The organism is Bradyrhizobium sp. CB1015 (assembly GCF_025200925.1).
Lineage (GTDB): Bacteria > Pseudomonadota > Alphaproteobacteria > Rhizobiales > Xanthobacteraceae > Bradyrhizobium.
In genome coordinates, this window is record NZ_CP104174.1 from 3,217,067 (window position 1) to 3,237,375 (window position 20,309).

General features: G+C 64.4%; 18 protein-coding genes. 14 read left to right on the forward strand and 4 right to left on the reverse strand.

Features of this window, described 5'->3' with window-relative positions; all coding sequences use genetic code 11:
- Positions 1-81 precede the first annotated feature (81 nt).
- The 3 genes from N2604_RS14760 (at position 82) to N2604_RS14770 (ending at position 3,521) form a co-directional block, all read left to right on the forward strand.
- On the forward strand, positions 82-906 hold the full coding sequence (locus tag N2604_RS14760; RefSeq protein ID WP_260375345.1) for an NAD(P)-dependent oxidoreductase: 825 nt from the start codon (positions 82-84) through the stop codon (positions 904-906).
- A gap of 364 nt (positions 907-1,270) precedes the next feature.
- On the forward strand, positions 1,271-1,684 hold the full coding sequence (locus N2604_RS14765; protein WP_260375346.1) for a hypothetical protein: 414 nt from the start codon (positions 1,271-1,273) through the stop codon (positions 1,682-1,684).
- Positions 1,685-1,808: 124 nt separating this feature from the next.
- Complete coding sequence (locus tag N2604_RS14770; RefSeq protein WP_260375347.1) at positions 1,809-3,521, forward strand: IlvD/Edd family dehydratase; 1,713 nt, start codon at positions 1,809-1,811, stop codon at positions 3,519-3,521.
- Between the two features lie 30 nt (positions 3,522-3,551).
- Here N2604_RS14770 and N2604_RS14775 read toward each other — a convergent pair whose 3' ends face one another.
- Positions 3,552-4,346: an enoyl-CoA hydratase/isomerase family protein gene (locus N2604_RS14775; protein ID WP_260375348.1), complete on the reverse strand. Its 795-nt coding sequence runs from the start codon at positions 4,344-4,346 to the stop codon at positions 3,552-3,554.
- Between the two features lie 227 nt (positions 4,347-4,573).
- Here N2604_RS14775 and N2604_RS14780 point away from each other — a divergent pair, with 227 nt between their 5' ends.
- Positions 4,574-5,791, forward strand: coding sequence for an NAD(P)/FAD-dependent oxidoreductase (locus N2604_RS14780; RefSeq protein ID WP_260375349.1), 1,218 nt, complete (start codon positions 4,574-4,576; stop codon positions 5,789-5,791).
- Between the two features lie 160 nt (positions 5,792-5,951).
- On the opposite strand, the gene N2604_RS14785 is transcribed toward N2604_RS14780, so the two are convergent.
- Complete coding sequence (locus tag N2604_RS14785) at positions 5,952-6,860, reverse strand: ribokinase (protein ID WP_260375350.1); 909 nt, start codon at positions 6,858-6,860, stop codon at positions 5,952-5,954.
- Between the two features lie 18 nt (positions 6,861-6,878).
- A complete protein-coding gene (locus N2604_RS14790) occupies positions 6,879-7,772 on the reverse strand; it encodes a sugar kinase (RefSeq protein WP_260375352.1) in 894 nt (297 codons plus the stop codon).
- A gap of 212 nt (positions 7,773-7,984) precedes the next feature.
- Here N2604_RS14790 and N2604_RS14795 point away from each other — a divergent pair, with 212 nt between their 5' ends.
- From N2604_RS14795 to N2604_RS14835, 9 genes are all read left to right on the forward strand, one after another.
- Complete coding sequence (locus tag N2604_RS14795) at positions 7,985-8,833, forward strand: VOC family protein (RefSeq protein WP_260375353.1); 849 nt, start codon at positions 7,985-7,987, stop codon at positions 8,831-8,833.
- Between the two features lie 221 nt (positions 8,834-9,054).
- Positions 9,055-9,762, forward strand: coding sequence for a TetR/AcrR family transcriptional regulator (locus N2604_RS14800; RefSeq protein WP_260375354.1), 708 nt, complete (start codon positions 9,055-9,057; stop codon positions 9,760-9,762).
- A gap of 205 nt (positions 9,763-9,967) precedes the next feature.
- Positions 9,968-10,777 carry an ABC transporter permease gene (locus tag N2604_RS14805; protein WP_260375355.1) on the forward strand — a complete coding sequence of 270 codons (810 nt, stop codon included), beginning with the start codon at positions 9,968-9,970 and terminating at the stop codon, positions 10,775-10,777.
- Between the two features lie 58 nt (positions 10,778-10,835).
- On the forward strand, positions 10,836-11,828 hold the full coding sequence (locus N2604_RS14810) for an ABC transporter substrate-binding protein (protein WP_260375357.1): 993 nt from the start codon (positions 10,836-10,838) through the stop codon (positions 11,826-11,828).
- Positions 11,829-11,944: 116 nt separating this feature from the next.
- Positions 11,945-12,787, forward strand: coding sequence for an ABC transporter ATP-binding protein (locus N2604_RS14815; protein ID WP_260375358.1), 843 nt, complete (start codon positions 11,945-11,947; stop codon positions 12,785-12,787).
- Between the two features lie 211 nt (positions 12,788-12,998).
- Positions 12,999-14,396, forward strand: a complete 1,398-nt coding sequence (locus N2604_RS14820; RefSeq protein ID WP_260375359.1) for a hypothetical protein — start codon at positions 12,999-13,001, stop codon at positions 14,394-14,396.
- Positions 14,393-15,544 (forward strand): Gfo/Idh/MocA family protein, encoded by a 1,152-nt coding sequence (locus tag N2604_RS14825; RefSeq protein WP_260375360.1) that lies wholly within the window; start codon positions 14,393-14,395, stop codon positions 15,542-15,544. The genes N2604_RS14820 and N2604_RS14825 overlap by 4 nt, the downstream gene beginning before the upstream one ends.
- A 10-nt stretch (positions 15,545-15,554) precedes the next feature.
- The gene (locus N2604_RS14830; protein WP_260375361.1) at positions 15,555-16,745 is read left to right on the forward strand and encodes a dihydrodipicolinate synthase family protein; all 1,191 of its coding nucleotides are present in this window, start codon (positions 15,555-15,557) and stop codon (positions 16,743-16,745) included.
- A complete protein-coding gene (locus N2604_RS14835; protein WP_260375362.1) occupies positions 16,745-17,608 on the forward strand; it encodes a sugar phosphate isomerase/epimerase in 864 nt (287 codons plus the stop codon). The genes N2604_RS14830 and N2604_RS14835 overlap by 1 nt, the downstream gene beginning before the upstream one ends.
- A 255-nt stretch (positions 17,609-17,863) precedes the next feature.
- Here the strand turns inward: N2604_RS14835 and N2604_RS14840 are convergent, their stop codons facing one another.
- On the reverse strand, positions 17,864-19,249 hold the full coding sequence (locus N2604_RS14840; RefSeq protein ID WP_260375363.1) for an FAD-binding oxidoreductase: 1,386 nt from the start codon (positions 19,247-19,249) through the stop codon (positions 17,864-17,866).
- A gap of 807 nt (positions 19,250-20,056) precedes the next feature.
- Between N2604_RS14840 and N2604_RS14845 the strand changes: the two genes are divergently transcribed.
- Positions 20,057-20,293, forward strand: coding sequence for a hypothetical protein (locus N2604_RS14845; protein WP_260375364.1), 237 nt, complete (start codon positions 20,057-20,059; stop codon positions 20,291-20,293).
- Positions 20,294-20,309 lie beyond the last annotated feature (16 nt).

Genomic DNA, 20,309 nt, shown 5'->3' on the forward strand with positions numbered 1-20,309 from the left:
TCTCGTTTCGTTCCCTCTGGACAATCCTGCTATCATTAGAGACACGTGGCCGCAAATCGGTCACCAGAGGTGAGGAAAGACATGCCGCGTATTTTGATGACGGGAGCTTCGGGTGGAATCGGCACGAGCCTGCGGAAACTGCTGCCGCCGATCTATCCGGATCTCCTGCTCTCCGATATCAAGCCGCCGGCCGATCTCGGCGCCAACGAACAGTTCAAGGCCGCGGACCTCGCCGATCTCGCGCAATGCGAGGCGATCTGCGAGGGCGTCGACGGCATCCTGCATTTCGGCGGCTATTCGGTCGAAGGCACCTGGGATCAGATCCTCCAGGCCAACATCATCGGCGGCTACAATCTGTTCGAGGCGGCGTACCGCAAGGGCGTCAAACGCGTGGTGTTCGCCTCGTCGAACCACGCGGTCGGCTTCTATCCGCGCCATCACAAGATCGGCACCGACGTCACCCCGCGCCCGGACGGCCGCTACGGCGTCAGCAAGGTGTTCGGCGAGGCCGTCGGCGCGCTCTACGCCGACAAGCATGGCCTCAAGGTGACATGCCTGCGCATCGGCAATTTCGGCGACATGCCGCTGGACAAGCGCCGGCTCTCGATCTGGCTCAAGCCGGACGATCTCGTGCAGCTCTGCCGCATCGGGCTCGAGCATCCCGATATCCATTTCGAGATCTTCTACGGCGCCTCCTTCAACGAGCGCGCCTGGTGGGACAACCACCGCGCCTACGAATTCGGCTATCGCCCAACGGGCCGCGCCGAAGATTTCCGCGAGCATGCCATGGCCGAGCAGGCCAAGTTGAAGCCGGATCCGGTCGGCGATTATTTCCAGGGCGGCACGTTCTGCAGCATGGAGTTCGACGCCGACCCGAGCCGGATCATCGATTGGAACAAGCGGTAGGGAGCGCGCGACATGGCCGAGCCCCGTTCTTACGAGGCGGCGACGAGCTTTGCTCGCGCTGAGAGGGTTGGGGTGAGGGGCGTCTCCGCGAGGACGGTGACAGTCGGGACGCAGTACTCACTACCGTCATTGCGAGCCAACGGGTCCGCGCGAAGCGCGGCCGATGACAGGCTCCGCGAAGCAAACCAGCGTCTTTCCGCGGAGGGATACTGGATTGCTGCGCTGCGCTCGCAATGACGTGTTGAAAGAATGATGCCCGTCAGCAAGCATGTGACTCGCGGGAGACCGCCATTGATCTAGATCAACCCCACTGCGGACGTCATCCGGCTCTCGTTTCGTGCGATCGGAATCGAAAGCCACGACAATGAAATTCAAATTGTCAGTCCTCGCAATGCTTGCGACGATCGTGCCAGGACCGTCGCAAGCCGCACCCCTCAGCGACGCCGAAGCGACGTTCCTCGATCAACTCGTCACCGCATCCGTGGTGCTGGAGCAACGATGCGACGGTTATGAGGTCGATGGCAGCGGCGGCGTTCAACTCGGCGCCCGGCTGCTCGGGAGCCCTGAGGCGGCGATGGCGATGATCGATGCCTATGGCGCGGCCATCAAGGCCTATGATGGCGAGGCCTACGATCCCGGCAAATTCCGGTCCGAAGTGTTCGAGGCGGCTGGCAAGACGTTCAAGCGGGTCCGGGCAGACCTGATCAGGAACCCGAAACGAGCCTGCGCCGACTATGGAGAGGCCGGCGCGGATCGCGGGCTGCTGAGACGATACTGAGTGGCCGCAGGGGCAAGCTCTCAAATGCGATAGCCTTGCCGCAAGCGGGGAGAGGCGAAGGCCGGCCTTATTGACATCCGAGGGGCGGGCTGTACCACAATGGTAAGCTAGAAGGAGCGGCATGATGACGAGTGGCTTGCGCAAGGGTCTGACGAGCTATGGCGATGCCGGCTTCTCGCTGTTCCTGCGCAAGGCGTTCATCAAGGCCATGGGCTATTCCGACGACGCGCTCGAGCGCCCGATCGTCGGCATCACCAACACCTATAGCGACTACAATCCCTGCCACGGCAACGTCCCTGAGATCATCGAGGCCGCCAAGCGCGGCGTGATGCTGTCGGGAGCGATGCCGTTCGTGTTCCCGACCATCTCGATTGCCGAGAGCTTTGCGCATCCGACCTCGATGTACCTGCGCAATCTGATGGCGATGGACACCGAGGAGATGATCCGCGCCCAGCCGATGGATGCGGTGATCGTCATCGGCGGCTGCGACAAGACGCTGCCGGCGCAGGTGATGGCTGCGATCAGCGCCGATCTGCCGACCGTGGTCATTCCTGTCGGCCCCATGGTGGTCGGCCATCACAAGGGCGAGGTGCTGGGGGCCTGCACCGACTGCCGCCGTCTCTGGGCGAAATATCGCGCCGGCGACATGGACGATGCCGAGATCGAGGCGGTGAATGGCCGCCTCGCACCGTCGGTCGGCACCTGCATGGTGATGGGCACGGCCTCGACCATGGCCTGCATGATCGAGGCGATGGGCCTGTCGCTGCCGATGAGCGCGACGATTCCCGCGCCGCATGCCGAGCGCTTCCGTCTCGCCGAGGCCAGCGGCAAGGTCGCCGCCGAGATGGCCAAGGCCAAGGGACCGAAGCCGAGCGAAGTGTTGACGCCGGCCTCGTTCAAGAACGCGCAAGTCGTGCTGCAGGCGATCGGTGGCTCGACCAACGGCCTGATCCATCTCACCGCGATGGCGCATCGCTCGCCGCACCGGCTCGATCTCGCAGCGTTCGACCAGATCGGCCGCGAGGTGCCGGTGCTGGTCGACCTCAAGCCGTCCGGCGAGCACTATATGGAGCACTTCCACCACGCCGGTGGCGTGCCGAAGCTGTTGGCGCAGCTCGGCGATCTCATCGATCTCGATGCCAGGACGATCAGCGGCCAGACGTTGCGCGAGATCGCGGCGAATGCCGAGGACGTGCCGGGCCAGGATGCCATCCGCCCGCGTAACAATCCGATCAAGAAAGAGGGCGGCCTCGCCATCCTGCACGGCAATCTCGCCCCGCGCGGTGCGGTCATCAAGCAATCGGCCGCCAGCCCGAAGCTGTTGCAGCACACCGGGCGCGCCGTGGTGTTCGAATCCGTCGAGGACATGACCTTGCGGGTCGATGATCCCGATCTCGACGTCACCGCCGACGACGTGCTGGTGCTGCGCAACGCCGGCCCGAAGGGCGCACCCGGCATGCCCGAGGCCGGCTATCTGCCAATCCCCAAGAAGCTCGCGCGCGGCGGCACCAAGGACATGGTGCGCATCTCGGATGCGCGCATGAGCGGCACGGCGTTCGGCACAATCGTGCTGCACATCACCCCGGAATCCGCCGTCGGCGGACCGCTGGCGCTGGTTCAGAACGGGGACATGATCCGTCTCGACGTGGCCAAGCGCAGCATCGAGCTGCTGGTTGACGCCGCCGAGCTGGAGCGGCGCCATGCTGCGTTGAAGCCGGTTGCCGCGCCGGAGGAAGCACGGCGCGGCTACGCCTGGCTGTTCAACGAGACCATCCTGCAGGCCGACGAGGGCTGCGATTTCGACTTCATGCAGAGGACGGGCCCCGCGAAGGGCTGAGCCACCGACTGTCCACCGATCGTGTGGCCGCTACTTCCCCTTGCTCGTGAACTTCTTCACCGCGGTGCGGAACGCCTCCGTATTCATCGCCATGATGATCTTGTGCTCCTCGGCATCGAGCTGCTGCTTCACCGGCGTGGTCGCAGCCTGATAGACCAGCTGCTTGGTGCCGGCAATCGAAGCCGGCGGGTTCTGCGCGAGACGCTCGGCGAGCTGCCGCGTAGCCGCCTTCAGCTCGGTTGCGGGAACGGTCTTGGCGACCAGGCCCCATTCATAGGCCTGCTGCGCGGTAAAATTGTCCTCGGCGAGAAAGATCTGCAGCGCGCGGCGGGAGCCGACCGTGCCGACGATGCCGACCGTCGAGCCGCCGTCGGGCGACACGCCGATCTTGGCATAGGCCGGCGTGAACTTGGCATCGTCGGCGGCGATGCAGAGATCGGTGACGAAGGCGAGGCCCATGCCGGCGCCGGCCGCCGAGCCGTGCACGCTCGACAGCGAGATCTTCGGCATGCGCCTGACGACCTCGATGAAGGCGTGATAGTGCTTCAGGAGCTCGCCGACGACGGGCGTCACCGTGCCGGCTTCGGCGGCGGCTCCGATCGTCTGCAGATCGCCGCCGGCGCAGAAGGCGCGGCCTTCGCCCTCGAGCACGACGACGCGGATGTCGTCCGCGCCTTCGACGTAGGCCGCGAGCTGCTCGAGCTTCTGCGCAATCGCAAGGTTGATCGCGTTGAACGCGGCAGGGCGGTTCAGCGTGATGGTCGCGATCGGGCCATCGATCCGCAGCAGGGCGGGATCGTCGGGCTTTGAGACGGGAGCGGTCATCTTAAAATTCTCCGGCAGGAGGTCGAGGCTCGAACTAAATCGCAGAAGGGCAGGGGTGACAATCCCCGGCCGCCGCTCTTGCGCCGGGCGGAACGATAGGCTCAAATAGGCCCGCTTTCGCCATGGGACGGACACGAGCGCCGGCTCCTCGCAAGGCCAGCAACCAAAATCAGCGAGAGAGGAGGCGACATGGGTCACGCTCGTGTCTTCCGGAAATGGGCTGTCCGATGACGGGCCCGGTGATCATCGTCGGTGCCGGCCATGGCGGCTACCAGGTCGCAGCATCGCTGCGCCAGGCCGGCTTTTCCGAGCGCATCAGCCTGATCAACGACGAGGCGCATTTGCCCTATCAGCGGCCGCCGCTGTCCAAGGCCTACATCAAGGGCTCCGCGGGTCCGGAGAGCCTGATGTTCCGGCCCGAGAAGTTTTACCAGGACCAGACCATCGAGCTAATCGCCGGCCGCGCCGCCTCCATCGACCGCGCCGGGCGCAAGGTGCATCTCGCCTCGGGCGCGACACTGGATTACGGCCACCTCGTGCTCGCGACCGGCGCGCGCAACCGCCTGCTTGATCTGCCCAATGCCAATCTGCCCGACGTGAAATACTTGCGCATCCTCGACGACAGCGAGGCGCTGCGCGCGATCATGCCGTCGAAGACACGCGCCGTGATCATCGGCGCCGGCTTCATCGGCCTCGAATTCGCTGCGACCGCCCGCATCAAGGGCCTCGAAGTCGACGTGCTCGAGCTCGCCCCGCGCGTGATGGCGCGGGCGGTGACAGCGGAGGTCTCGGAGTATTTCCAGGACCGCCATCGCGAAGCCGGCATCCGCATCCATCTCGGCGTGCAGGCGACCTCGATCGAAGCCGAGGGCGGCAAGGTCACCGGCGTGTCCTTGAGCGACGGGCGGCATCTGCCGGCTGACCTCGTCGTGGTCGGCGTCGGCGTGCTGCCGAACATCGAGCTCGCGGCCGAGGCGGGGTTGCCGGTCGCCGCTGGCATCATCGTCGATGAATATCTGTCGACGGCTGATCCCAACATCTCCGCGATCGGCGATTGCGCGCTGTTCGCGAGCCCACGCTTCGGCGGCTCGCTGCGGCTGGAATCGGTGCAGAACGCCACCGATCACGCCCGCTGCCTCGCAGCAAAGCTGACCGGCGACAAGAAACCGTACGACAGCCATCCCTGGTTCTGGAGCGACCAGGGCGAGGACAAGCTCCAGATCGCGGGGCTGACGACCGGCTACGACCGCGTCGTGCTGCGCGGGGATCCCGCCAAGAAGGCGTTCTCGGCGTTCTGCTATCGCGGCGACAAGCTGCTCGGCATCGAATCCATCAACCGCGCCGGCGACCACATGTTCGGCCGGAGATTGCAGGCCATGGACCGTTCCATCACGCCGGAGCAGGCCGCCGACGAAAGCTTCGACCTGAAGAGCGCCCTGGCGTAGTCTTTCTTCTCCCTCTCCCCGTTCTTACGGGGAGAGGGCTGGGGTGAGGGGCTTTCTCCGCACACACAGTGACAGTTGGACTCGCGGAGACTCCCCTCACCGGAATTTGCTCTCGCAAATTCCGACCTCTCCCCGCAGGCGGGGAGAGGCGAAGAGGCCCCTACAGCACCTCCGCCACTTCCGCCGCCGTCGGCATCGATGGCCCGGCGCCCATGCGCTGCACGCTGATTGAGGCGGCGGCGTTGGCGAAGGCGAGGGCGTCGCGCAAGGCTGCGCCGTCAGCCAGTTGCGCGGCGAGCGCGCCGACAAAGCAGTCGCCGGCGCCTGTGGTATCGACCGCCTTCACCACACGGCCGGCCACCGAAATCTCCTCGCACCCGTCGAGCGCGAGCACGCCGCGGTTGCCGAGCGTGACGCAGATGGTCTGGTCCTCGCGCGCCTGAAGTTTTCGCGCGACGTCGGTGATGCGGGCGGCCGCGTCGCTCTCGGAGAGCTCTACGCCTGCGAGGAAGCCGAGCTCGGTCTCGTTCAGCACGAGGATGTCGACCAGCGCCAGCAACTCGCCCGGCATCTTCTGCGCCGGCGCCGGGTTCAGCATGGTCACCGCCCCCGCCGCGCGGGCGCGGCGGAAGAACGCGGCGATCGCCGGCAGCGGAATCTCGAACTGGCTGACGGCGACGTCGCCCGCCAGCATCGGCACGACGCTGACGTCGTCTGCGCCGACCAGCGCGTTCGCCCCGGGAACGACGACGATGGTATTGTCGGCCTCGGCCACCGTGATGATGGCCGTCCCGGTGTGCGCCTCGGCCGTCTCCACGACGTAGCCGAGATCGATGCCCTGCTCGCTGAGAAAGCCCTTCAGCTCAGCGCCGAATGAATCCTTCCCCAGTCGTCCGATCAGCGTGGTCCGCGCCCCTAACCGCGACGCCGCCACCGCCTGGTTCGCGCCCTTGCCGCCCGGGAAATACAGCACCTGGCGGCCGGCGACGGTCTCGCCGATTCGTGGATGGCGATCGGCCGTCGCCACCACATCCATGTTGATGCTGCCGGCGACGAAGACACGTCCCATAGCAGACCTCGGCGAACGCTAGACCCTGACCTCGAACTCGTGCCTGACCTTCGCGATATCGACCAGCGTCGGCAAGCCGGCCTCGTTGCCGAGGCGCTGGATCTTGAAGGTCGAGGCGGCGCGAGCGAAGTCAAAATGCTCGCGCCAGCTTTTGCCGGGATGGGCGAGGTAGGAATAGACATAGGCGCCGTGGAAGACGTCGCCGGCGCCGTTGGTGTCGATCACGCGCTCGCGCGGGATCGGCATCGCCGGCATCACCTGCACCGTCCCGGTTTCGTCGTACCAGAACAGGCCCTTCTCGCCCATGGTGACGCCGCCGATCTTGCAGCCGCGGCTCTTGAGATAGTCGAGCATCCTCTCCGGCGTCAGGTCCATCTGCTCGCACAGGCGCTCGGCGACTATGGCGACGTCGATGAATTCGAGCAGCTCATGGGTGTTGGTGCGCAGGCCGCCGCCGTCGAGCGAGGTCAGGATGCCGGCCTCGCGGCACACCTTGGCATAGTGGATCGCCGCATCCGGCTGATGGCCGTCGACATGTAGCGCGCGGCAGCCGCCGAGATTGAGCATCGGAAAGGGGTGGATGTGGTCGTCGTCGCGGCAGCGGACGATGGCGCGCTTGCCGTCCTTGGGCATGATGAAGGAGAGCGAGGACTGGTTGACCTTGCGCCCATGCAGCGAGATGCCGTACTTCGCGCACATGTCCTGGAACATGCGCCCGAGCCAGTCATTGGCTGCGGTCGCGATCAGGTCCGGCACGATGCCGAGCTTGGCGCAGCAGAATGCCGCCGTCACCGCATTGCCGCCGAAGGAGACCGCGTAGTCACGCGCCACGTGCTTCTCGTCGCCGGTCGGCATGTGGTCGGTGATGAAGACGACGTCGATATAGGTCTGTCCGATGAAGAGAGCCTGCATTGCTTGTCCGTGATGCGCTTGTGGTCCCGGCCGGCGGGATTACTCTAGCACCGGTTCCGCTCCGGAGGGACGCTGAAATTATTCGCAAAACTGCCGCCCGAAGCGCTTGAGGTCAGCATGGTGCCGGAATACGACCATGTCGGGCCAATGCCAAGCCCGGACAAACGCCGTCTTCCGGTCCGTGGGTTCCAGGTCCATCAAAAGGGTGCAGAATGATCACCGGCCTCGATCACATCGTCGTTCTGGTGGGCGATATCGGTGCGGCCAAGGCGGCCTATCAGACGCTGCTCGCCCGCGCGCCGGCCTGGCAGAACTCGGGCGAGGGCGCCGACCGGGTGCTGTTCACCTTCGACAACATGACCATCGAGCTGATGGCCCCTCACGGCTTCAGCGTCACCGCCGACCGCATGCGCGCACTGCTCGGCGACCAGGAGGGCATGCTCGCCAGCCTGTGCTTTCGTGTCGCCGACATCGGCAAGATGCACCGGCGGCTGGAGCGGGTGGCCCTGAGGCCGGATCCGGTCGCCGAGGTCGAGAGCAGCGACGCCGGCACCGGCGCCGTGCTGCACTGGAAGCGCACGCGGGCCGCCACCGAGCTGACGCGCGGCGTGCGCATGTTCTTCCTGGAGCTGGCCGACGAGCGTCCGAAGTCGGCCGCGACCGACATCGCGCCGATCGAGGGGCTCGACCACGTCGTCGTCACCACGGAGGATTCCGAGCGCGCCGCCGCGCTCTACGGCGCCCGGCTCGGCCTCGATCTCGCGCTCGACCGCTCGCACCAGGACTGGGGCCAGCTGATGTTCTTCCGCTGCGGCGATCTCATCGTCGAGGTGGTGCGCCGCCCGGTCGCGGGCGGCGATGCCGCGCATGACCGGCTCTGGGGCCTGAGCTGGCGCGTCGCCGACATCGACGCCACCCGCGCCCGCCTGATCGCTGCCGGACTCGACGTCTCCGAGGTGCGCACCGGCCGCAAGCCGGGCACGCGCATCATGACGGTGCGGAGCGGCACCTGCGGGATCCAGACCGTGCTGCTGGAGCGCTCGCCGAAGCCGGTGGAGTGAGCGGAGCGTACGGTATCGTGTCCCGGACGCGCTGCAACGCTCTTGCGTTGCTGCGCAGAGCCGGGACCTAGAAGGCGGTGACCTCTCACTTGGAGACACGGGCCCCGGCTCTGCAGCGCACCGCTGAAGAGGCGCTGCGCTGCGTCCGGGGCACGAGATCGTTCTCAAAGGCCCGCGCGCGTGTTACACGCCATATCTGGATCACCCAGCGAGCATCCGGTTTGGCGAAGGCAAAGCGAACTCTGAAATGGCAGCGCGACCCCGAGGGGATGCGGCTGCGCATTCTCGAAGCCGCCAAGCAGGAGTTTTCCGCCCATGGTCTTGCCGGCGCGCGCGTCGACCGCATCGCGGCCAAGGCCGGCGCCAACAAGCGCATGCTCTACTACCACGTCGGCAACAAGGACGAGCTCTACCTCGCCGTGCTCGAAGGCGCCTATGACAAGATCCGCAGCGAGGAGCGGGGGCTCGACCTCGAGCATCTCGATCCGCCCGAGGCGATCCGCCGCCTGATCGAGTTCACGTGGAACTACTTCCTGCGCAACCCCGAATTCCTGTCGCTGCTGCAGACCGAGAACCTGGCGCGCGCCAAGCACCTGAAGAAGTCGACCAAGGTCAAGTCGATGCACTCGCCCTTCGTCGAGATGATCCGCGCCGTGGTGCGCCGCGGCGTCGAGAGCGGGGATTTCCAGGTCGCGGTCGACCCGGTTCAGCTCTACATCTCGATCGCAGCGCTCAGCTTCTTCTACCTCTCCAACTCGGCAACGCTCAGCGTGATCTTCGGCCGTGATCTCCTGGATAAGAAGGCCAAGGACGAGCGGCTGGCGCACATGAGCGGCCTCGTTCTGGCGGCATTGACGGGCAAGTCCGCCGCGCTGTTCGAGGTCGGCCAGATGCCGAAGTCGCACGCCGCGGTCGTGCAAGCGGTGTAGTTTTCGAAGCTTTCCGTATCCGTCATGGCCGGGCTTGTCCCGGCCATCCACGTGCATCCGCGCGTAGGAGAGACGTGGATGCCCGGGACAAGCCCGGGCATGACGGGGAACTGCCGCCGCAAAACGTCACAGGGAAAGCTCTGGACAGTATTTATCCAACGGGTTAATTTCTCGCCATAACGAAGAAGACTGCCGGGAGTGAAAATTGGCAGAGCCCAAGCCGCAAAACGCTGTTTCCAAGCTGCTGAACGCAGCCTGGGTTCGGCCGTTCTTGTTCCTGGTCTTCATCATCGTCGCCTGGGATCTCGCGATCCGGATCTTCAAGATTCCCGCCTACCAGATCCCGGCGCCGCTCGATGTCGTCGTCGTGCTGCGCACCGAATGGCCGGAGCTGCTGCGACAGTCCTGGCCGACCACCTATGCGACCGTCTGCGGCTTCCTGCTGTCGGCGCTGTTCGGCATTCCCGTCGCGATGCTGATTGCGGGCTCGAAGACGGTAGAGAGCTACGTCTATCCGCTGCTGGTGTTCTCGCAATCCGTGCCGAAGATCGCGATCGCGCCGCTGTTCGTGGTGTGGTTCGGCTTCGGCATCATTCCGAAGGTGATTTCGGCTTTCCTGCTCGGCTTTTTCCCCGTGGTTGTCTCCGCCGTGCAGGGCTTCAAATCGGTCGACCCCGACATGGTCGATCTCGCCCGCGCCATGCAGGGCAGCCGGCTGCAGGTGTTTCGTGCGGTGAACCTGCCGCATGCGCTGCCGGCGATCTTCTCCGGCCTCAAAGTCTCGGTGACGCTCGCCGTCGTCGGCGCGGTGGTCGGCGAATTCGTCGGCTCCAATTCCGGCATCGGCTACGTGATGCAGCGCTCGATCGGCACCTTCGACCTGCCGACGATGTTTGCGGCGCTGGTGATCCTGGCGCTGCTCGGCGTGATCCTGTTCTGGATCGTCGACCGGATCGAGAAACTGGTCATCCCCTGGCATGTCAGCCAGCGTGAAGACGTGATCTTTGCATCCTGACCAAAGCAACGAGCGGCCACCAAAAGGCCGACGCAACAAACGGCAAGGGAGAGAAGCGATGAGGAAGTGGATTGGGGCTGCATCCGTGGCACTGCTGGCGTTCGCAGCCATGCCGGCGCAGGCAGCCGACAAGGTCGTGCTGATGCTGAACTGGTACGTCTATGGCGAGCACGCGCCGTTCTATTACGGCAAGGCCAAGGGCATTTATGCCGCTGAGGGCATCGAGCTCGAGATCCAGGAAGGCCGCGGCTCGGCTGCGACCACGCAAGCGGTTGCCGCCAAGACCGCGGACTTCGGCTATGTCGACGTTCCCACCATGATGCGCGCTGCGATCAAGGGCGCGCCCGTGGTTGCGACCGGGGTGCTGCTGCAGACCTCACCGATGTCCGCCATGGGCTTCGCCGAGAAGAACATCAGGAAGCCCGAGGACATCAAGGGCAAGACCGTCGCGATCACGCCGGCGGACTCAATGACCCAGATCTGGCCGCTGTTCCTGAAGAAGACCGGCTTGAAGGAAAGCGACTTCAAGACCGTCGCCGGCGACGGCCAGACCAAACTCAACGCTGTCATCAACGGCCAGGCCGATCTCCTGCTCGGCTACGTCATGGACCAGTCGATGAAGATCAAGGACGCGACGGGCAAGGAGGTCTACCCAATCAAGTTCGCCGACTACGGCATCAACATGGTCTCCTCGGGCATCATCGCCAACGCCGACTATGTGAAGGCCAATGCCGATCTCGTCCGCCGCTTCATGTCCGCGACCACGAAAGCGGTCGAGGCCGCCGAGAAGGAGCCAAAAGCAGCGGCGCAGTCGATCCTCGATGCCAATCCCAAGGGCGGCAAGATCGACACGCTGACGCAGGGCTTTGAGCTGACCATTCCGCTGTATCGGACCGCGGAGACCAAGGGCAAGCGGCCGTTCCAGGTCACCGACCAGAACATGACGGATACGGTCAACCTGATGGTCGAATATGGCGGCCTCGACGCCAAGGCCAAGGAGAACCCGAAGGCGTTCTACACCAACGATTACCTGCCGAAGAGCGGCTCGTAAGCCGAATGCTGTCATTCCGGGGCGCCCGCAGGGCGAACCCGGAATCTCGAGATTCCGGGTCTGGTCCTTCGGACCATCCCGGAATGACGGCTCAAATCGACGAGTGACTTGATCGAATGAACCCAGCAACAAAGATCGCTGACGTGCAGCCTGCCGGGCATCTGCGCCTGGTGTCAGGCCGGGCCGGCGATGCGTCGGGCATCAAGCTGTCGGGCGTGTCGAAGACCTATCGGACACGCGACGGCGACGTGCCGTCGCTGCGGCCGCTCGACTTCCACATCAATGACGGCGAGTTCTTCGTCGTGGTCGGCCCATCCGGCTGCGGCAAGTCCACGCTGCTCAAGCTGATCTCGGGCCTGCTGGCCCCGACCACGGGCGAGATCCTGGTCGAGGGCGAGAAGGTGACGACGCCGCACGGCAATGTCGGCATCGTGTTCCAGAACGCGCTGCTCCTGCCCTGGCGCAACATCCTCTCCAACGTGATGCTGCCGATCGACATGAAGCGGCTGCCGCGGCAGGAATATCTCGACCGCGCCAAGTCGCTGCTGAAGCTGGTCGGCCTCGAAGGCTTCGAGAAGAAGCTGCCCTGGCAGCTCTCCGGCGGCATGCAGCAGCGCGCCTCGATCTGCCGCGCGCTGGTGCACGATCCCAGGATCATGCTGATGGACGAGCCGTTCGGCGCGCTCGATGCGCTGACGCGCGAGCGCATGAATGTCGAATTGATGCGGATCCAGCGCGAGACGAAGAAGACGGTTCTGCTGATCACGCATTCGATTCCGGAAGCCGTGTTCCTCGCCGATCGCGTGCTGGTCATGACCGAGCGTCCCGGCGCGATCGCCGCAATCTACGACGTGCCGCTGCCGCGCCCGCGTTCGCTCGACGCGATGGCCGACCCGGTGTTCACGGAGCTCGTGCAGCGCATCCGCAAGCACTTCTTCTCGCAAGGTGCGTTGGATTGATGAGATTCGTGATCTCAACTGCGCGAAAGGTGCGCTCCCTCCCCCGCCTGCGGGGGAGGGCTGAGGAGAGGGTGTTTCCGCATTGGGACAATCTCCAAGAGGATAGAACCCTCACCCGGCACTTCGTGCCGACCTCTCCCGCAAGCGGGAGAGGCGCGTCGCCCGTGGCGGCACCGCTCGCTCCAAGTTCACCTCGTTTTGTTGTTAGCCCATGTCCCCCCGCCTGAAGCTCCGAGACATCGCCTTCTTCGAACGCCCCGTGCAGTTCGCGCGGCCGTTCCGCTTCGGCACGATCACGATCAACGCGACGCCGCAGCTGTTGGTGCGGGCCGAGATCGAGGTTGAGGGCAGGGGCGTTGCGGTCGGTGCCGGCGCCGAGCTGCTGGTGCCAAAGTGGTTCGACAAGCGCCCGGAGCTGTCGCCGGCGCAGACGGTCGATGGTCTGCGACTTTCGCTTCAGATCGCACGTGGGCTCTATCTGGCACGGACCGGCTTCCAGACGGCGTTCGATCTGCATGCCTCGTGCATCGGTGCCCAGATCGCGGCTTGCGCGAAGGAGAATATTCCGCCGCTCACTGCGGCTTACGGCCCCGCGGAGATCGACAAGGCCATTCTCGATGCGCTGCTCCGCGCCGTCGAGACCAGTTTCTTCGACGGAATGGCCGCTAACATCGCCGGCATCGATGCGCGGCTTTCTCCTGACCTGAGCGAGAGGGACATCAGGACGTTTCTCGCCGGCCGGGTGCCGCTCGAGCGTGTTGCGATCAGGCATACCGTCGGCCTTGACGATACCATAGAGGGCCAGGGCGGCGTTGCCGATCCGCGCGAGAATACCGGCGCGCGCTACTTCAAGCTCAAGCTGTCCGGCGATCCGGCTGCCGATGCGGCGCGGCTCGCGCGGATCGGCAAGGAGCTCAATACGCTCGGACGCGACTACAAGGTGACGCTCGATGCCAACGAGCAATACGCCGATCTTGCCGCGTTGCAGGCCCTGATCGAGCGGCTGGATCATGACGCCGCGCTGCGCCCGATCGCCACGCGCCTGCTCTATGTCGAACAGCCGATGCCGCGCGACATCACGCGGCAATCGCCGCTCGGCTCGCTCGCCGCGCGCGGCTTCATCATCGACGAGGCCGACGATTCCTTTGATGCCTTTCCGGCAGCGCGGGCGCTCGGCTATCGCGGCATCTCCTCGAAATCCTGCAAGGGCCTCTACAAGTCCATCGTCAATGCCACGCGCGCGGCGAAATGGAGTGCGGAAGGCGAGACCTTCTTCGTCACGGGCGAGGATCTGACCTGCCAGGCCGGTCTTGCCGTGCAGCAGGATCTCGCGCTCGGTGCCTTCATCGGCGTCACCCATGGCGAGCGCAACGGCCACCACTATGTCGACGGCTTCGGCGAGACGCCGGCGGCCGAAGCTGCGGCTTTCGCCGCTGCGCATCCCGATCTCTATGCCGATGCCGGGCAGAGCATCCGGCTCTCCATTCACGACGGCGATCTCCTCACGGGATCGCTTCACGCAACGGGCTTTGCCACCGCGGTCCATCCGGACTGGTCGGCGCTCCGCCCGCTCGAACAGCCAAATTCAATTCAGGAGCAATTGGCATGACCACGCAACGCCTCGGCCTCATCATGAACGGCGTCACCGGCCGCATGGGGCTCAATCAGCATCTGATCCGTTCGATCGCCGCGATCCGCGACCAGGGCGGCGTCCGCCTGAAGAACGGTGACCGGGTCATGCCCGATCCGATCCTGGTCGGCCGCAGCGCCGACAAGGTCGAGGCGCTGGCGAAGCGCTACAACATCACGCGCTGGACCACCGATCTCGATGCCGCGCTCGCCGACAAGAACGACACCATGTTCTTCGATGCCGCGACCACACAGGCGCGCCCTGGTCTTCTGACCCAGGCCATCAATGCCGGCAAGCACGTCTATTGCGAGAAGCCGATCGCGACCAATTTCGAGGAAGCCGTCGAGGTCGTGAAGCTCGCCAATGCCAAGGGCGTCAAGCACGGCACGGTGCAGGACAAGCTGTTCCTGCCGGGGTTGAAGAAGATCGCCTTCCTGCGCGATTCCGGCTTCTTCGGCCGCATCCTCTCGGTGCGCGGCGAGTTCGGCTATTGGGTGTTCGAAGGCGGTTGGCAGGAAGCGCAGCGGCCGTCCTGGAACTATCGCAGCGAGGACGGCGGCGGCATCATTCTCGACATGGTCTGCCATTGGCGCTACGTGCTCGACAACCTCTTCGGCAACGTCCAGAGCGTGAGCTGCATCGGCAACACCGACATTCCCGAACGTTTCGACGAGCAGGGCAAGAAGTACAAGGCGACCGCGGACGATTCCGCCTACGCCACCTTCCAGCTCGAGGGCGGCATCATCGCCCACATCAACATGTCCTGGGTGACGCGCGTTTATCGCGACGACCTCGTCACCTTCCAGGTCGACGGCACGCTCGGCTCGGCGGTCGCGGGCCTCTCAGACTGCATGATCCAGGCGCGGCAGGCGACCCCGCGGCCGGTTTGGAATCCCGATGAGAAGCGGCTGCACGACTTCTACGGCGACTGGCAGAAGCTGCCCGACAACGTCACCTACGACAACGGCTTCAAAGAGCAGTGGGAGATGTTCATCCGCCACGTCTACGAGGACGCTCCTTACAAGTTCACGCTGCTCGAAGGCGCCAAGGGCGTGCAGCTCGCCGAATGCGCGCTGAAGAGCTGGAAGGAGCGGCGCTGGATCGACGTCGCCCCGATCAAGGTCTGAGGAGGGACGCATGAACAAGCCCGTCCAACCCATGTCCTCCCTATCGTTGAAGCTGCCGAAGGCCGATCGCTCGATCGAGACTTACCGTCTCTCGGCCTCGCGTACGTTCCCCGCCAAGCTCGAAGGGCCGCTGAACCGCATCGCCTTCTCGGCCGTTCATACCGTGGCCGATCCCTTCGCCGACAACGATCCCTGGCTGTCGGTCGCGGTCGACTGGGACAAGACCATCGCCTTCCGCGAGCACGTCTGGGACCTCGGTCTCGGCGTTGCCGAGGCCATGGACACCGCGCAGCGCGGCATGGGGTTGGACTGGCCGACCTCGCTGGAGCTGATCACGCGCTCGGTCGCCGCCGCCAAGCGCCGCAACGCGCTGGTGTTCTCCGGTGCGGGCACCGATCATCTCGCAGTGGAGAACGCCAGGAGCCTCGACGACGTCATCCGCGCCTACGAAGAGCAGATCTCGGCAGTCGAGAAGGTCGGCGGCCGCATCATCCTGATGGCCTCGCGCGCCCTGGCAAAGCTCGGTCGCAACGCCGACGATTACGCCAAGGTCTATGACCGCGTGCTCTCGCAGGTCCGTGAGCCCGTCATCATCCACTGGCTCGGCGACATGTTCGATCCGGCGCTGACGGGCTATTGGGGCACCAAGGATCTCGACAAGGCGATGGACATTGCCGTCGCCATCATTAACAGCAAGGCGGCCAAGGTCGACGGCGTCAAGGTCTCGCTGCTCGACAAGCAGCGCGAGATCGACATGCGCCGGCGCCTCGACAAGCGCATCAAGATGTACACCGGCGATGATTTCAACTACGCGGAGCTGATCGCTGGCGACGAACAGGGCTTTTCACACGCGCTGCTCGGTATCTTCGATGCGATCGCGCCGGCGGCGTCCTACGCGCTGTCGCGGCTCGCCGCAGGCGACGAGGCCGGCTTCCACGACGTGCTGGGGCCGACGGTGCCGCTGTCGCGTCACATCTTCAAGGCGCCGACGCGGTTCTACAAGACCGGCGTCGTGTTCATGGCCTATCTCAACGGACACCAGGATCACTTCACCATGGTCGGGGGACAGGAGAGTGCGCGCTCGACGCTGCATCTCGCCGAGCTGTTCCGTCTGGCCGACAAGGCCGGCCTGCTCGCCAACCCTGAACTCGCGACGCAACGGATGAAGACCGTGCTGGCCTCGCATGGACTTGAATCCTGATGCGCGATTTTTCGTCCGACCATCGCTGGCTGTCGCTGAACACGGCGACCGTCCGCAAGCAGGGTGACCTCGTCGCCATCATCGACGCCTGTGCGAAACACGGCGTCCGCGCGATCGATCCCTGGCGCGACCAGGTCGCGACCGTCGGTCTCGACCGCGCCGCACGCGCGGTGCGCGAGGCCGGCCTCGATCTTTCAGGCTATTGCCGCGGCGGCATGTTCACCTCGGATGCCTCGCGCCGGGGCGAGGTGCGCGACGACAACCTCCGCTGCGTCGACGAGGCCAAGGCGCTGGGGGCGCCCTGCATCGTTCTCGTCGTCGGCGGCCTGCCGCAATATTCGCGGCCGGGCAGCGAGGCTTCGAAGGATCTTGGGGCAGCGCGCGGGCAGGTCGAGGAAGCGCTTGCCGACATGCTCGACTACGCGAGGCAAGCCAAGCTGCCGCTGGCGATCGAGCCGCTGCATCCGGCTTATGCCGCCGACCGCGCCTGCGTGAACACGACAAAGCAGGCGCTCGATATCTGCGACCGGCTCGACCCCGGCCGCACCGGCATGCTCGGCGTTGCGCTCGACGTCTATCACATTTGGTGGGATCCGGAGCTGATGGGCCAGATCGCGCGCGCCGGCCGGGATCGCCTGCTCGCGTTCCACGTCTGCGACTGGCTGGTGCCGACCAAGGACATTCTCAACGACCGCGGCATGATGGGCGACGGCGTCATCGACATCAAATCGGTGCGTCGGGCCGTCGAAGCGCAGGGTTATGCCGGTTACTCGGAAATCGAGATTTTTTCGAATGATTGGTGGGACAAGCCGATGGATGAGGTGCTTCGCACCTGCATCGCGCGTCACCGGACGGTGGTTTAGAACACGATGAAATTGGCTTTGGTCGGCTGTCTGTCGTCCCCCCTCCCCAACTCCTCCCCGACGGGGAGAGGTCGGATTGCGCCTGGCGATGCGAAGCATCGTCCAGTGCAATCCGGGCGAGGGGCGCGGCACTGAGCGAGACCGATCGCGTGATCCGCGATGAATGGGGGATAGAGCGCTCCCTCGATCCTCGATGCGGGAGAGCGCTCCGACAGGTCATTGGGCGCGACTGAACCGTGCAGCAGGTATGATCGTCTACGAGTGCAGCGGCCTGATGTTCTGGTTCATGTGGAAGAAGTTCGTCGGATCGTACTTGGCCTTCAAGGCGGCGAGGCGGTCGTAGTTGTCGCCGTAAGTGGCCCTAAGTCTGCTGTCGTCTCCATCCTCCATCATGAAATTCACATAGCCGCCGTCGGCCGAGTAAGGATGCACGGCCTCCCAATAGTCCTTGGTCCAGCGTGTGATTTCGCCTGCTTTTTGCGGATTGGGATCGATGCCGGCGATGACCATCGACCAGATCGCGTCGCGCGTGTTCCAGGCGGTGTCGCTCTTGCCGACGCGATGGACGGCGCCATCGATCGGATAGAGATGCATGAGCGACAGCGCGCTCGGTGCTTTGCGGGCCTGCGCGATATGGGCGTCAATTGCTTCGTCGGTCAGCTCTTTCACGAAATCGCCGCGCCAGTACCACTGCAGACCTTTCGGGAAGAACGGATCGAACATGGACTGGAGCGCCGGATAGGGCATTTCGCCCATCCAATTGAAGAGCGGCGAGGGCAGCTCACCGAGCAAACCCGCCATGACCGCCTTGCCGTCTTCTGTCGGACCATTGTAGCAGGCAATGATGGCGCAGGCACGCTTGCCCTGATGATCCGGCGGGAACGGGTCCATCGGCGGAACGGTCTTCAAGCCGACAAAGGCCCCGAGCTCCTCGGGAGCGCTGCGGAGGAAATCCCTGTACTTCTGCATCACGGTCCGGGCATTTTCGAGATCCCAGAAGATCGGACCGGCATATACCATCTTCACAGGATGAGCCTGGAACAGGAAGCTCGTGACGATGCCGAAATTGCCGCCGCCCCCGCGCAGGCCCCAATAAAGGTCGGCGTTCTCCGACTTGTTGGCGGTGACGATGCGTCCATCGGCGAGCACGACATCAGCCTCAAGAAGATTGTCGATGGTGAGGCCATGCTTGCGGGTGAGATATCCTGTGCCGCCGCCGAGCGTAAGGCCGGCGATCCCAGTGGTCGATACAATGCCGGCCGGCACGGCAAGCCCGTAGATATGAGTGGCGTGGTCGACATCGCCTTGCGAGCAGCCGGGACCGACGCGGACGGTACGAGCGCCGGGATCGACCCGCACGCCTTTCATCATCGACATGTCGATCATCAGTCCGTCTTCGACACTGCTGAGGCCCGGCCCATTGTGGCCGCCTCCGCGGATCGCGACCTGGAGATCATTGTCCCTTGCAAAATTGACCGCTGCGACGACGTCGGCGACGTCGGCGCATCGCGCGATCATCATTGGACTCTTGTCGATCATTCCGTTGTAGAGGCTGCGCACGGCGTCATAGTCGGCATCCATTCGCCTGATAACCGGGCCGCGCATATTGCCGATGAAGGTTTCGGTGGCCATGCTCTGCATGATGTCCTCCTATTCCACCCATGATCGGTCATTGGGGCGGAGGTCACTCGCAGGGCTCCTCGAGCGTTCTCCGCCCGTTATGAAAGGATAGATCAAGCGCAACGCGATAGCCATCGCAAATCGACCACGCGTATGCCTCTATTCGAAGATTCGATCTTCTCCAACGACTGGTGGGCAAGCCGCTGAACGGGGTCCTGCGCACCTGCATCGAACGGTACAGGAAGGTGGTGAACCCCCCGCTTTCGCCGGTAGACGGAATTGGTTGGACGTGCTCTCCGCTCGACCCCGGTTGCGAACGCCCCATTGCGAGCCAGAACACAGGCGAAGCCGCGATCAGGTGGGAGTACCACCAATGATGTAGTGGACTGCTTCAGCTTTCAGGCGGAATATCATCCCGATGCCGCTGCCTCGCCACAGTCTGTGCCAGATCGGATGCGGTAATCAGTGGCATCAACGATCGGCAGGCACGGCGGATGTACCCATGCCTGCTGATCTTGAATGGCCCCGACGTGCAACCGTCGGGGCCAATTGTCGTGATCGGCGTGACAAGGCCGGCGAGCTTTGCCGAAGGCACCGGCGTGCTTTATCGCCGCGAAGACCGCCAGGGACGATCCTGCAATTCAATTGCGTCGGGCCAAACCAGTTTTGCACTAAGTTCGCCGGGCCCGGCCGCGCGGTGAAAAGTCAGACGATTGCGCTGTCATCGATTTACCGTCGAATCCCGGACTATCACTCGTCAATTCGATCTGCGAAGCTGTGACAACACAAATGCGCTTGCAGACAAGCGGGCGTGAAGGGAGGTTCGCAGTGGATAGAGTGCGACGCTTGCGTGCGATGAGCTCACTGTGCCGCCAACAGGCCGCGTACAACAGCATGAACAAATGGAAGCTGCTGGCTAAAGCAGAATACTGGGATCATCTGGCTGAACTTGCATTGTCTTCTCACTTCCAACAATGCAACGCCGTTGTCTCGAATGAGGCCGAGCAGTCTCAATCGATCACAAACGCGAGTGATGCTGGGTCGACGACGATTTCCGCCGCGTGAGGTCAGAAAGGCCGTG

What these genes read in the sequence shown, in the direction of transcription:
- N2604_RS14770 (WP_260375347.1), top strand. Translation starts at nt 1,809, where the DNA reads ATGACGAGTGGCTTGCGCAAGGGTCTGACGAGCTATGGCGATGCCGGC.
- N2604_RS14815 (WP_260375358.1), top strand. Translation starts at nt 11,945, where the DNA reads ATGAACCCAGCAACAAAGATCGCTGACGTGCAGCCTGCCGGGCATCTG.
- N2604_RS14825 (WP_260375360.1), top strand. Translation starts at nt 14,393, where the DNA reads ATGACCACGCAACGCCTCGGCCTCATCATGAACGGCGTCACCGGCCGC.
- N2604_RS14820 (WP_260375359.1), top strand. Translation starts at nt 12,999, where the DNA reads ATGTCCCCCCGCCTGAAGCTCCGAGACATCGCCTTCTTCGAACGCCCC.
- N2604_RS14795 (WP_260375353.1), top strand. Translation starts at nt 7,985, where the DNA reads ATGATCACCGGCCTCGATCACATCGTCGTTCTGGTGGGCGATATCGGT.
- N2604_RS14760 (WP_260375345.1), top strand. Translation starts at nt 82, where the DNA reads ATGCCGCGTATTTTGATGACGGGAGCTTCGGGTGGAATCGGCACGAGC.
- N2604_RS14830 (WP_260375361.1), top strand. Translation starts at nt 15,555, where the DNA reads ATGAACAAGCCCGTCCAACCCATGTCCTCCCTATCGTTGAAGCTGCCG.
- N2604_RS14775 (WP_260375348.1), bottom strand. Translation starts at nt 4,346, where the DNA reads ATGACCGCTCCCGTCTCAAAGCCCGACGATCCCGCCCTGCTGCGGATC.
- N2604_RS14790 (WP_260375352.1), bottom strand. Translation starts at nt 7,772, where the DNA reads ATGCAGGCTCTCTTCATCGGACAGACCTATATCGACGTCGTCTTCATC.
- N2604_RS14765 (WP_260375346.1), top strand. Translation starts at nt 1,271, where the DNA reads ATGAAATTCAAATTGTCAGTCCTCGCAATGCTTGCGACGATCGTGCCA.
- N2604_RS14835 (WP_260375362.1), top strand. Translation starts at nt 16,745, where the DNA reads ATGCGCGATTTTTCGTCCGACCATCGCTGGCTGTCGCTGAACACGGCG.
- N2604_RS14840 (WP_260375363.1), bottom strand. Translation starts at nt 19,249, where the DNA reads ATGCAGAGCATGGCCACCGAAACCTTCATCGGCAATATGCGCGGCCCG.
- N2604_RS14780 (WP_260375349.1), top strand. Translation starts at nt 4,574, where the DNA reads ATGACGGGCCCGGTGATCATCGTCGGTGCCGGCCATGGCGGCTACCAG.
- N2604_RS14785 (WP_260375350.1), bottom strand. Translation starts at nt 6,860, where the DNA reads ATGGGACGTGTCTTCGTCGCCGGCAGCATCAACATGGATGTGGTGGCG.
- N2604_RS14810 (WP_260375357.1), top strand. Translation starts at nt 10,836, where the DNA reads ATGAGGAAGTGGATTGGGGCTGCATCCGTGGCACTGCTGGCGTTCGCA.